The sequence below is a fragment of the Treponema sp. OMZ 840 genome (assembly GCF_050937815.1).
Classification (GTDB): Bacteria; Spirochaetota; Spirochaetia; order Treponematales; family Treponemataceae; genus Treponema_C.
On record NZ_JACDIJ010000003.1, the window covers coordinates 69,557 to 81,709 of the forward strand.

The window sequence follows — 12,153 nt, forward strand, 5'->3', positions numbered from 1 at the left end:
ACAAGCCGCTCTGAGTTACAGGTTGACTTGGAAAATTAATCAGGTATAATGACGGCGTGTTGTTTGTAGTTTTCTCTACGTTACAGGTTGACTTGGAAAATTAATCAGGTATAATCAAATAATATTCACTCTGTAAAAGCCGAGTGTTACAGGTTGACTTGGAAAATTAATCAGGTATAATACCTTTGAGGTACGGTGTATGAAAGATTTTGTTACAGGTTGACTTGGAAAATTAATCAGGTATAATCGCGGCAAATGTCGGGCGGCGCAGGTCTATGTTACAGGTTGACTTGGAAAATTAATCAGGTATAATGGGACACGTACGCCCTTACGATTTAAAGAAGTTACAGGTTGACTTGGAAAATTAATCAGGTATAATCCTGTTTCATACAATATTTGGAAACATAACGTTACAGGTTGACTTGGAAAATTAATCAGGTATAATGTTACGTTGTGAAGTTGAAAAGATTCGACAGTTACAGGTTGACTTGGAAAATTAATCAGGTATAATTTTAATAACCTTTTCCATAATAAGCCTCCAGTTACAGGTTGACTTGGAAAATTAATCAGGTATAATGTATGTTCATTCCGGTGCGAGTCCGCACTGGTTACAGGTTGACTTGGAAAATTAATCAGGTATAATTTGTTGGTAGCGCTGTCGGTTTGTCTGGTAGTTACAGGTTGACTTGGAAAATTAATCAGGTATAATAGGTCCGTTCTATTGTGTTTCTAAGCAAGGAATTACATGGGACGGACTTATTATTTTTCCGGTCAAAACTAAAACATTAAAAGCTGTTTTGACGGATTTTTTTTGCTTTTTTTGGCATTACCGACATAACTTTTTATGTTTTCATACTGACGGTCGGTAACGGTGAGGATATCCACCTTTCCTTTACTGGGCAAGCTTTTTTCAATAAGTCGGTAGTATTTATCACAAGCATCTATTCCCGACAACACTTTTACATAAATTGAGTATTGTACCATAGAAAAACCGCAGTCCAATAAAAAATTTCTAAAATCGGTTGCATCTTTTCGTTCTTTTTTTTCCACAACCGGCAAATCGAATAATACCATCATCCACATAAGCTCGTACTTATTCAATACGGGAAAATTTTTCATTTTTTCCCTCCCAAACAGGGATTTCAAAATCGGCATCGCGTAACTTCAAAGCTTTTACAAAAGAAGATGCCATATAATGCATACTTTGAAATGCCGGCGAATAGCCTTCAACCGTTTTCATCTTTATCCATAACGCTTGGATTAAGGTTTTTTTCGTTTCAGGAGTTAAAACAAACAGCATATTTTCACACAATTTGTACACAATACAGTCTACAATCGGCCGGTATATTTCAAAAAAATCATCGGCAAGACAAAACGGATTGAGCATATTTTGATGATGGATTCCAAGTGCCGGATGTAATCCTGCGGCACACAGTGCCCTGCACATAGAAGAACGCATAACGGCATAACCGTAATTCAGCAGGGCGTTTATTCCGTCCCCATCCTGATCGCGAATAAAATCCTTGCCGAATAATGCCTGCCAATACACCTTTGCCCCATACCCTTCCCGTTGGTCCTTATCGCCGGATTTTACATCTTTTGAAATATGTTCCAACAAGGCTGCTTCCGGTTTATTGCCGCATAGCAACAGTGATTTTGCCTGATTGTGCAGTTTTCTGCTTACAATTTGCTTCCAAATTTGTTTTTGAAAGGGAATACTTGCATCTATTTGTGTCCGTATAATACCTGCATGCCTATAATTACCTGCAACAGGATACACAATGGAAACAGGTTCATAATTTTTACCGCACAAAACAGTAACGGCGCCGCGGGAAGATAATTCGACAATAATATTTTTTGTTATGCTTGCACCCTGTGCACTGATAAGTAAAACGGCAATATCGTCGAGGGCGACTTTTCCTATTTCTTCATCCTTTGTGCGGATATTGAGAAAGCCGCGCTCAAGAGAAAGGTGACGATTTTCCTCTTGAATTTCGACAATTTGGTGCAGCATACCTTTAGTATCGGTATAAAAAGCCCCTTATTTTAGCTTTCGTTTTTTCCGCGGAACACTTTGCCGGTCGGAGATACCGTTATCTTCCGTGCCGCCCTCGTACCGAACAGTACATTTATCGAAATAAAGTTTTGTCCCGCATTTGTTCCCCAGTCTTTTTCCAAAAGGTTTTCGTTTGTCGCATATACCCATGACTCAATGTCTTTTGCCGCATAAATCGGGCGTATATCTAATTTGTTTTGAGTTGCGCTAAAACTCGCTATCCTGGCTTTTTTCCATATTCCGTTTTGCGAAAATTCAATATAATCGTCTTTGTGCAAAAGACAAACTTTTCGTGCGGCAGGATGAGGCTTTTTTTCAATCGGCCGTTTGTTTTTATCGATATCTTCAGGATCCCGTCGAATGTATTGGCCTTGAAAAGTCGATTTTTCCCCTTCTTTTTTCGGAGGAATTTCCCAAATCATAACGCAAAAATAATCTTCCGGATTTAAATACCGCGTGCAGATATTTCGCTTTTTTGCATTCGGAGAAATGACAATCGGTTTTTGTATAAAGGTTTTACACCGTATATGTCTTATTGGCGGAAGCTTTAATCTTTCCCGTTCGTCATTAAAATCGGCCAACACTTTTTCAACTGATTCGTTAGGATGTGCATCGGTACGTGTACGCAGTTTTTCGCGAATCTCTTTATCGACAATTGTTTCTATGTCTTTTTTTGTTTTTAAGGATGAAAAATCGGTACGCGCAGCAAAAAAATATTTGTAAACCGATATTTGCGGGTATGTAGTTTTTAATTCGCTTACCGCTTTTTTTAAGCTGCCGCGTTCGGCAATCAATTCTTCAAATTCTTCACGTATACGTTCGTCCTTAATGTTTTCAATATCTTCTTGTATCAGGCTTTGTATCGGAACCTTTGTTTCCTGTTTTATACGGCCGAGTAAGGTTTCTTTTGAAAGTTTGCCTTCCGGACCGTGATCCGGTTTAAAACTGACGACGATTTTTCGCAGTGCCTCTGTAATATCGCTTCTCGCAAAGGGCAGCGGGGGCAAAGCATTCCCCGTTTTTGTACTTTTTTCCCGCATGGTATGCAAATTCGATATCTTTTGAAGTAAAGATCTGTCGGTTAATGCGATAACCATAGCGTCAAGGGCGTGATGACGGTGATCGTATCTGTTTTTTTTAAGCTCTCCTATTTGTTCGCTTTTTAAATTAAATTCGGCAATAACAGCGTCGGTCAACTCGCGGTTTAAAATCTTGTCTATTTGCCAAACGTCGCGCAATTTTTTTGTCATAGCTCCCGTGATAACCCATACGTTCGAAGGTTTATCGGTTATACTGGTTATATACCTGCGTGCAGCTTTGGACAGGTAGCGGGTATCGTTCAATTGGCGTTCGATAAAATTTCTGCTTGCCAAAAATGCTTCCACGGCATCCGATGCAAAACGCGCCTGTTTTTTGGGATTGCTCAAGCGCGAAACTCTTTCCATAATATCAGCCCAATTATACCCTTCCGGATTTGTGCCGAATGCTTCGTAGGGCGTGTGTTCTCCTTTTATCGCATTGCAGCGTGCATGAGCTACGGTCAAATTCGATTCATTATCTAAAAAACTTCGGCTGTAGGGAATAATATGTTCGATTTCAATATTTTTTGTAAACAGTTCCGATGCACTTATTTGCTTGCCGCAGTATAAACAGGGGCGGCTTAAACTGTCGTTTCCCAATTCTTCCCATAATCTCATTTTTCTGCGTTCAAGCCGGCCGGGAAAGGAAATTGCAGAATATGCTTCTTTTATTTTTTTATTTAAAATTTCGTTTTGTTTTGCTTGCAAAGCTTGTTTTTTACGTATTTCTTTTTTTGCATCCGTGCTTGCTTTTAATTCGCGTGAAAGCTCTACGACTATTTCGGCCGGTTTTCCGTACTCTTTGATAAGACCGTTTACGACGACTCTTGTTTGATTTAATGCGACATGTACGGTCGGGTTCCCTATTTTCCCGTATTTTTTTTCGGGATTTTTTTCGTCGGCTTGACCGTTTGCACCGATAGTGCTGCCGGTAAGCACTTTTCCGTAGTAGGGTAAAAGGTTGTGTTTTTGAACCGAATCGTCATAATGATCGTATCCGAGCAAAAGCAATGCTTTATCGAATTGGAGGCGTTTTTCGCTCATTTCCCGCACAAGCTTTTGCTGAAGTTCGGCACATAAACTTACCGTGCCGTCTTGAAGGGATATTTTTGCGATGTTACGCCTTTGTTCCTCGGAAAGTTCATACTTTGAAAGCATCGCAAACACATCTTTGTCTTCATTTGCGCTGATAAGACATTCCGTAATGGCGTCTTGTTCTTCCAGCGAAAAGCTATCCCACATTTCACCGAAACATTCCGGTTTACGCATAACCGCTGCAGTACGGTTACCGTTTAATTTGCTGCGCGCTTCGGTTTCAAGGTTAAAACGGCCTTCTATATGCAAAAGTTTTTTGATTTTGCCGAAACTCAATTCGTTTACCTTGTCCAAAGCATCTATCAAAATATCCTGCTGTTCTTCATTTAAACACACGGGATTATTTTTTTCGTCATAATATTTTAAATTGTATACTTCCTGTAAAATACGGTATTTATGCGAACTGGGCATAGCCTTAAAAGTGCGTTCTTTATCCGTCATAAATTGACACTTACCCCGTTCTTGGGGCTGCAGCGGTCGTTGGAAAAAAATAAGATGCTTTATTTTATCCCAATTTACGTTTGGGAAAAAAGGTTCTTGTGTTTTACGCAATAAATCGAATTCCGTTTCATACATAGCGCGCAGGGGATAAAAATCGGTTCTTCCGGGAACAAAGCGGATACCCTTATTATTATCGCGGTTTTTCCATAAAAATTCGCCCAAACTTCTGCATCCGCTGTCATCTATTATTTTCGTTAAAAGTTCACACTTTTCGCTTTGACTTAACTTTGCTCCCGCGTTTTTTTGTGTGCTTTCCGTTTTTTTTGTATCCGTTACATTATCTTTATCTTTACGGTTGCTTTTAAAACCGCGCCGGACACCCAAATGAAATAAGGCACGCCCGAGTTCAAAAGCTTCCAATTTTTTATCCAATCCCTTTACCCGCAGTTCATAGGGATTTACCGCTTTAAGTTTAAGCGCTTCTTCAGTATTTGCCGGAAAGAGGCCGTCCGTCCGTAATTGTACAAATAAAGCGCGCCTGCGTTGTTTTCTTCGTCGTAAATTCTTTCTGATACCGCGCGCCTGCCTGCGTGCGACAGCAAGCGGTTCTCCCGTTTTAGGTTCTCTTCCGTCGGAAAAAATACGTACGCCCATATCGACCAATTTGTCGGGTTCGCCGTCTTTATTGAGACCCAAAGCACACCAGCCTATTGAATTTGTTCCTAAATCGAGTCCTAATCGCCACTGCATATCGACTTCCTTATTATGTTACGGTATCAATAAAAACTGTAGCACAGGCAGGCGCTCTTGTCAAATTTTATTATAAAAAAATGTAAACAATTTTTATAGATGGTCTTTTATAAATTCGATTTATGCGCTTTTTCTTTGACGGGTTTTATCCTTTTGCCCCCTTGACTTAAAAAGGCATAAAAGGACACTATAAGACTATGAAAAAACACTTTTTTACGGTTGCGGTTTTAATGTACGGCGCATTTGTGTTTGCACATCCTCATGTTGCAATTACCTCATCGGTTAATTTTGTATGGGAAGGCAAAAGTTTACAGGGTGCTTATATCGAATGGACCTTCGACAGATTTTTCAGCGCGGACATTATAAACTGGCTTGATGCCGACCGCGACGGTACCTTTAATAAAGCGGAAAACGAACAAGTATATAATAACGCTTTTATCAATTTACGAAATTACTATTATTATACCTTTATTCGGCAAGGGAAAAAACGGACAAATCCCGAAAAAGTTACGCAGTTTAAAGCAACTCAAAATAAGGGAATTATGACATATCGGTTTTATATCGATCTATCCTCGTATGCAGGCAATGAACTCTACGTCGCCGTATATGATTATACGTATTTTTGCGACATACGCTATGCCGAAGACAGGGGCGTACTTTTGACATACGACCGCTCTCAAATTAACCCCTCTTTTACAATAATTGAAAACCGCGACTACCCCGTGTTTTACGATCCGCTCGGTCCGATCACCGATACGAGCGTATATTATGAATGGAAACCGGGATTGCAAACCTATTATCCGCGCGAAATTCGTATCAGCTGGTAGCGGGCGGGACGGCCGGTTTATGCGGAATACAAAGCGTACAATTTTTATCTGCGCTTTATGTGCACTTTTTTTTACGATTGCCGCTCCCGCGTTAAAAGCAAACCCCTTGTATACGCCCGGTGCTGCCGGCGCCGCACAGGAGCAAAAAAAGACAAACAGTGGAAACGGGCAGGCGGAGCAAAACGAAGCCGCACAAACAAAGGAGCATACCCCCGACGCTCAGGGTGCGGACATAAAACAGCTTCGCCCGGTGCGTATAAGCGGCGCTTCTTCCGAATTAATCGGAATGCAGCGTTCCGTCCGCGAGCGTGTAGGCGATTTATTGTATGCATTTAAAGAGGGTAAAGCTGAAGGCAGCCTATCCTCCGGAAAAAACACAGGCATTTTGCGGCTTCTTTTTATACTTTCTTTTTTATACGGCATTTTACACGCCGCAGGCCCCGGACACAGAAAAACCCTTGTGTTTTCGCTGTATTTAACCCGCTGCGCCCCTGTGTGGGAACCGTTTGCCGCTTCATGTGTACTTACATTTTTACACGGCGGAACCGCGGTAGCGCTGATTTTAATTTTAAAAGGCGTGGAATCTTCTTTGGGAGCCTCCGCCGACCGTATCGGCATTTACTTGGAAGGTTTTTCTTATTTGCTTATTATTCTTACCGCTGCCGTTCTTTTGGTAAAAGAGAGTGTCGAATTTTTTATGCACGGGCGCTGTTCGTGCGGCGGCAGACACAGACTGCAAAACACAAAGCTTCCCGCCAAACAAAGCGCGCCGAACGCTTCTTTTGAAAAAACCGGCCCCGTGCAAAATATATCGCTGATATCGCTTTTTGTATCCGGCCTTTATCCCTGCCCCGGTGCAGTTCTTGTTTTGATTTTATCCTATACGCTTGATGTAACCGGGCTGGGAATTATTTGCGTTTTTATTATGTCGGCCGGTATGGCACTGCCTGTAGGCGCCTCTGCCTACCTTGCATGGGCAGGCAGAAGCGGTTTGTTTCAAATCCTAAAGAAAAACCGAAAAAGCGCCGCCGCGCTTTCGTTTGCAGTAGAAGCGTTCGGCTATGTGCTGCTCATCGTTTTTTCACTGTATATTGCCCTGCCCTTTTTCAAAAACTTTATATAAGCGGCCTTGCTCTTTTTAATACTCCCTCATGTGTTTGGTTTTCCGCTGTTCAAAAAAACCTTTTTTTGTTACCGTTTCGGACACTGCCCGTATGTATTCTTCATTCCGTTCCATTTCGCTTACCGTATAGAATTTATAGGCTTTATCGCTTATGTTCGAAAGCTCGGCTTTATAATAATTGGAATCCGCTTTTTTTGAAAAACGGTAATATTTGGATAGATGAACGGCAAAAAACCATTCGGCGTCATTGTTAATCATGTAAATATAAAACACAGGCCTTCCGGAAGGTGCGTATTGAGGGTCGAACCTTTGTTCGATTTTTCTTCCCAAGCCTTTTTCCAATTCGCTGTAAAAATCTTTCGGCGAAATTAATATATGCTTATTCGGATTGTCGTCTTTTGAATACTTTTTTTGCTCTTTGTTGTAAATTAAACAATACACGAGCTCGGTATTGCCTTCAAACGGATATGCTCCTGTTTTTGTTTTATATTCTTCGATAAGTTTTCCGTAATATACCAAATCGCGCAGCCTGATAATATCGCAGTCGTCTTGAAACGCCTGCTCGATTTTATCTAATGGCGGAGACGCATTTTTTAGATAGTCGATTTCCTCTTCGGATTTTTCCGGACTTGTAATTTTTTCAGTAATAAACTGCAAGATAGGTTCCGTATGTTCAATGCTTTTTTGAAATACGATTTCAATTTTATTTAAGCGGCGGGGAAAAGACATTTTTATAAGATTTTCATTTTTGTAAAGGCCGGCCGCATTATTCGATCCGATTTTTATTCCGCTGCCGTCAAAATATACATTCAACCCGTCATCTTCCACTTTGGCGCTTACTTTTTTTCCTAATGTTTTTGAAAATAAATCCTCTATTATTTCCAAGGTCGCACTTTGAGCGGTAATTAAATGGAAATCTCCCTTTACAAATTTTCCCTCATTGGAAACGGATTCTTCGACTGCCGTAAAATAGGTATAGTTATATTTTTCTTTTACATAACGCGCTTTGGCAATCAGTTTTTTTATTGAATTGACATCGTTTACAATCGATCCGGTATTTTGTTTATGCACAATATTATATTCGATTACATGTGCATAATTGTCCGCAAAATAATAGGCAACATATATTTCTTGAGCCGAAAAATTATTCACTTGTGCAAAACACATTGCTGCAACACAAAAGAAAATCAATAACCATAGGCTTTTTTTCATTTTTGTCCTCCGCTTTTGTGCCGATATTTTTTGCATCTCTTTTTATTCAACGGCGATATTTCCGGTTACGGGCTTTCCGTTCCATATTTTCCCGTCAGAGATATAGTACAATCTCATGTTTGTTTTATCGGTTTTTATATAATCAATTACATACACATTGCCGGATTCTACATTCATAGGATAATTATCATAAGGCAGCACGTCGCCGGTTTTTGGTTTGCCTTTCATTGCCTCATATGCTCCGTCAAGCTGCCAAAACTCCTGTATTCTTTTTGGTGCAAAGATAAAGCAATATTAAAAACGGTGTTAGGCCGCTATTTCAATATAAAAAGGGCTGCCTCGTGTTCCCGTTCCTTTTATCTCTTTTATAATATGTATTTCCTTTAGTAGTGAAAAGAAAAAAGTGCAATTACAATTGTGTCTGCCTTTTGTTGAATCAAATACTGACGGATTATAGGCCTTTAAATCATTTGAAGAACATTTTCTGCCTCTAAACATATTATATGCATCATATAAATCTTTTATATTTACATATATTTTTGAATTTCCTCGTTGATAACAAATGTTTCCCGCCTCAGAAATATTTTTAATAATGCTTTGTCCGCCGCCGGGGTTTTGCAGTTTTAATTCGGGTTTTATGAGAGCAAATACTTTTTCTTCAAATTCCGTTTCATTCATATTTTCCAAGACTCCTATGTATTGTTTTTTTACAGTATACCACACAGAGAACAGTTGTCAATAATGCAAAACTCCTCAAATTCATCAAAAAATGTGCGAGGACAGATCTCCTTGACAAACCCCTTCCGGCATGAGATACTTTACTCGGATACAACCGAGTCGGAAGGAGCCGAGTAAAATGAAATTTTTAGGAAGAAAAACGGAGCTCAAGCGATTAAAAAAAAGCCTATCCGATAAAGGCAATAAAACAATACTCATCTACGGACGCAGGAGAATCGGAAAAAGCGAACTCATTAAGCATGCGCTCGCAGACGAAAAAGCAAAAAGTATATACTATGAATGCAGACAAACATCGGAGCATAATAATACTGAAGGCCTGTCAACTCTTTTATCGGAAATATTCCGAATGCCGCCGCTTGCCTTTAGAGAAATTGAAGATGTCCTCAGATTTATTTTCAAAAAATCCCTTGAAGAAAAGATACTCCTATGTCTGGACGAATATACTTATTTACGTGAGTCGGTACACGGAATGGACAGCATACTGAAATCACTTATAGATGAGTACCGTGAATATTCAAATCTTAAACTGATACTATGCGGCTCCTTTGTTGATACAATGCGATCGCTTTTGGAAGTTCAAAATCCTCTATACGGCAGAATCGATTTAACCATGTTCATAGAGCCTATGGATTATTATGACTCGGCATTGTTTTACAATGACTTTTCAGACGAGGATAAGGTCAAGCTGTACAGTGTGTTCGGGGGAATTCCTTATTATAACAGACTTATAGATCCGAAATTGACTGCCTACGAAAATATATCGGAGCTTATAGTATCGGAGGGCTCACGGCTTGAAAACGAAGTAACGATGAATCTTAAATCGGAATTAAGCAAATTGGTGAACGCTAACGAAGTTTTTGATGCGCTTTCCCGCGGATATTCAAAATTCAGCGATATACTTTCGCAATCCCATGTTTCAAGCAGTCCCGCACTTTCCGATACGCTCGATAAACTGATTAAGATGACCGTTATTGTAAAGAACTCTCCGATTAACGATAAAAACAATCGTAAAAAAACAGGCTATTATATAAGCGATAATCTGTCAAAATTCTATTACAGATATATTTTCAGATACTCTTCACAAAGAAGCGTAATGGAAACAAACACCTTTTATGAAAGATACATAAAAGAAGATTTTGAAACGAACTTTATCCCCAAAACATTTGAAGAAATAACCAAACAATATTTGATACGAAAAAATAAAAGCGGAACTTTTCCGGAACCCTTTGATTTAATAGGATCGTACTATTATGACAATCCGGCAGAAAAAACAAACGGGGAATTCGATGTAGTAACATCCGGACCGAACGGATATATCTTTTTTGAAGTCAAGTACCGTAATTCCGAAATTTCCGAAAAAACGATTCGTAAAGAGATAGAGCAAGTCGAAAAAACGGGACTCCGATGTTATAAGTACGGGTTCGTATCAAAATCCGGCTTTGGAAATATTGTAAATAAAAAAGACTTGCTTTTAATAACATTAAAAGAGATGTATCGGACAGATAGCGCGAAAAACGGATATTAACTGTTTTATCATACCCTAAACTGCTGTCAATTATGCAAAACCCCTCAAATTTGCCGAAAAATGCGCCAAACGTGCAGCCTGCATAATTCTCCATACACAAAACTCCTCAAATTCGTCAAAAAATGCCTCAAACGTACTAGCGACACACCTTTTTTCCCGCCGGGAATTTCCGTTAGGGCAAAACCGGTTTTAATCGAGTATCGGATATATACTTTTTCTTTAACGGATGTCCTTCTGCCCTCAATATTTCTCCATTGGAGATATTAATAACCGATGACCAAATTGTGGTAAAATTCATATCTTTAGGATATTGGCACATAAGACCGTATTTTCCCATAAGTATATTTTTCAAATATTCAACGGGATTATAAATATCTGCGCTTTTCATTGCCCTTTCAACAATATTAAATCTGATATCCGACATAAAATCTTTTGGATTACCGGCATCATATTTCCGCATAGAATTTGATATAAAATGATTGACTGCTATTATATATTTATTATTTTGAATGTTAAACTCTGCTTGTCTGATATTTATTTTTTGCGGATGACACTCAAGAACAGCCATCTCGCCTATTTTATCTATCACCAAGATATTACAGCTTGAAGCTACCGGGAGCTTTTTAATAAACAGAATCGCCTCATTAACCGTTTTACATTTTTCTAAAATCAATCGGACTATAAAAACCGAATTTATTCCCGGAAGAATTTCATTTATTTTAGGTTTTACAAAGGTCATTGCCGCCGCTAACCCGTGTTCATTCATACCTTCTTCACCATTCACAAATGCAGATGTATTTAGAATAAATTTGTTTCCGTATTCGGGTTGATAATAAACACTTTTACTTACGGGTTCCAGAAACGGAGGTAAATCGTTATTTCTGCCGTAATACACTTTATTGTTGCAAACAAAACCGAATGCGGTACAGCCTCGAATTTCCGTAGATTCGTTTTCATTTAAATCAAGACAACACCCCATGCACATTAACCATGAGGCAAACTTATTATTATCTATTTCAATTTGATCCGTAATTCCTCTAATTTCTTCATATATTTCCGGAAAAAGATCTTTCATAATTTTCGTACTTTCCGTTCCGAATTTCTTTTGAAAGACATCAAGGGCAATAGGAAAATGCACATTACTTTTTTTCAATACAAGCCCCATCTTTTTTCCCATTTCATAATGATTTCCTTTAAATCTTGGGTGATACATAATTTTCCCCTATACCTTAATTCTATAAGAATAAATTTTAATGTCAATTGAAAAACAAATAAATCCGCTTTTTATTGTTATCGGGAACAAAGAT

General features: G+C 39.0%; 10 protein-coding genes and 1 CRISPR repeat array (1 of these 11 running past the window's edge). Of the genes, 3 read left to right on the forward strand and 7 right to left on the reverse strand.

The window, feature by feature from the left end; translation table 11 throughout:
* Positions 1-709: direct repeats of the CRISPR family, unit length 36 nt; unit sequence GTTACAGGTTGACTTGGAAAATTAATCAGGTATAAT; it begins 1,569 nt to the left of the window's first position.
* Positions 710-777: 68 nt separating this feature from the next.
* Genes cas2 through cas9 form a run of 3 tightly spaced genes read right to left on the reverse strand, consistent with a single transcriptional unit; the run spans position 778 to position 5,421 of the window.
* A complete protein-coding gene (gene cas2, locus H0R92_RS06025; protein WP_432962138.1) occupies positions 778-1,119 on the reverse strand; it encodes a CRISPR-associated endonuclease Cas2 in 342 nt (113 codons plus the stop codon).
* Positions 1,094-2,014 (reverse strand): type II CRISPR-associated endonuclease Cas1, encoded by a 921-nt coding sequence (cas1, locus tag H0R92_RS06030; RefSeq protein ID WP_432962141.1) that lies wholly within the window; start codon positions 2,012-2,014, stop codon positions 1,094-1,096. The genes cas2 and cas1 overlap by 26 nt, the downstream gene beginning before the upstream one ends.
* Before the next feature lie 32 nt (positions 2,015-2,046).
* The gene (gene cas9 / locus H0R92_RS06035; protein ID WP_432962143.1) at positions 2,047-5,421 is read right to left on the reverse strand and encodes a type II CRISPR RNA-guided endonuclease Cas9; all 3,375 of its coding nucleotides are present in this window, start codon (positions 5,419-5,421) and stop codon (positions 2,047-2,049) included.
* Positions 5,422-5,618: 197 nt separating this feature from the next.
* On the opposite strand from cas9, the gene H0R92_RS06040 reads away from it, so the two are divergent.
* Both H0R92_RS06040 and H0R92_RS06045 read left to right on the forward strand, forming a co-directional pair.
* Positions 5,619-6,248: a DUF1007 family protein gene (locus tag H0R92_RS06040; protein ID WP_432962145.1), complete on the forward strand. Its 630-nt coding sequence runs from the start codon at positions 5,619-5,621 to the stop codon at positions 6,246-6,248.
* A 19-nt stretch (positions 6,249-6,267) separates the two neighbouring features.
* On the forward strand, positions 6,268-7,371 hold the full coding sequence (locus H0R92_RS06045) for a nickel/cobalt transporter (protein WP_432962147.1): 1,104 nt from the start codon (positions 6,268-6,270) through the stop codon (positions 7,369-7,371).
* Between the two features lie 15 nt (positions 7,372-7,386).
* Here H0R92_RS06045 and H0R92_RS06050 read toward each other — a convergent pair whose 3' ends face one another.
* From H0R92_RS06050 to H0R92_RS06060, 3 genes are all read right to left on the reverse strand, one after another.
* Complete coding sequence (locus H0R92_RS06050) at positions 7,387-8,583, reverse strand: hypothetical protein (protein WP_432962149.1); 1,197 nt, start codon at positions 8,581-8,583, stop codon at positions 7,387-7,389.
* Between the two features lie 42 nt (positions 8,584-8,625).
* On the reverse strand, positions 8,626-8,811 hold the full coding sequence (locus H0R92_RS06055; RefSeq protein WP_432962151.1) for a hypothetical protein: 186 nt from the start codon (positions 8,809-8,811) through the stop codon (positions 8,626-8,628).
* 78 nt (positions 8,812-8,889) lie between these two features.
* Positions 8,890-9,261, reverse strand: a complete 372-nt coding sequence (locus tag H0R92_RS06060; protein ID WP_432962154.1) for a hypothetical protein — start codon at positions 9,259-9,261, stop codon at positions 8,890-8,892.
* Positions 9,262-9,439: 178 nt separating this feature from the next.
* On the opposite strand from H0R92_RS06060, the gene H0R92_RS06065 reads away from it, so the two are divergent.
* A complete protein-coding gene (locus H0R92_RS06065; RefSeq protein ID WP_432962156.1) occupies positions 9,440-10,846 on the forward strand; it encodes an ATP-binding protein in 1,407 nt (468 codons plus the stop codon).
* A gap of 172 nt (positions 10,847-11,018) precedes the next feature.
* Here the strand turns inward: H0R92_RS06065 and H0R92_RS06070 are convergent, their stop codons facing one another.
* Positions 11,019-12,059, reverse strand: a complete 1,041-nt coding sequence (locus tag H0R92_RS06070) for a C45 family autoproteolytic acyltransferase/hydolase (protein WP_432962159.1) — start codon at positions 12,057-12,059, stop codon at positions 11,019-11,021.
* Between the last annotated feature and the right edge of the window lie 94 nt (positions 12,060-12,153).

Coding starts and splice junctions, on each gene's coding strand:
- cas2 (WP_432962138.1), bottom strand. CDS start 1,119: ATGAAAAATTTTCCCGTATTGAATAAGTACGAGCTTATGTGGATGATG.
- cas9 (WP_432962143.1), bottom strand. CDS start 5,421: ATGCAGTGGCGATTAGGACTCGATTTAGGAACAAATTCAATAGGCTGG.
- H0R92_RS06065 (WP_432962156.1), top strand. CDS start 9,440: ATGAAATTTTTAGGAAGAAAAACGGAGCTCAAGCGATTAAAAAAAAGC.
- H0R92_RS06045 (WP_432962147.1), top strand. CDS start 6,268: ATGCGGAATACAAAGCGTACAATTTTTATCTGCGCTTTATGTGCACTT.
- H0R92_RS06070 (WP_432962159.1), bottom strand. CDS start 12,059: ATGTATCACCCAAGATTTAAAGGAAATCATTATGAAATGGGAAAAAAG.
- H0R92_RS06055 (WP_432962151.1), bottom strand. CDS start 8,811: ATGAAAGGCAAACCAAAAACCGGCGACGTGCTGCCTTATGATAATTAT.
- H0R92_RS06040 (WP_432962145.1), top strand. CDS start 5,619: ATGAAAAAACACTTTTTTACGGTTGCGGTTTTAATGTACGGCGCATTT.
- cas1 (WP_432962141.1), bottom strand. CDS start 2,014: ATGCTGCACCAAATTGTCGAAATTCAAGAGGAAAATCGTCACCTTTCT.
- H0R92_RS06060 (WP_432962154.1), bottom strand. CDS start 9,261: ATGAATGAAACGGAATTTGAAGAAAAAGTATTTGCTCTCATAAAACCC.
- H0R92_RS06050 (WP_432962149.1), bottom strand. CDS start 8,583: ATGAAAAAAAGCCTATGGTTATTGATTTTCTTTTGTGTTGCAGCAATG.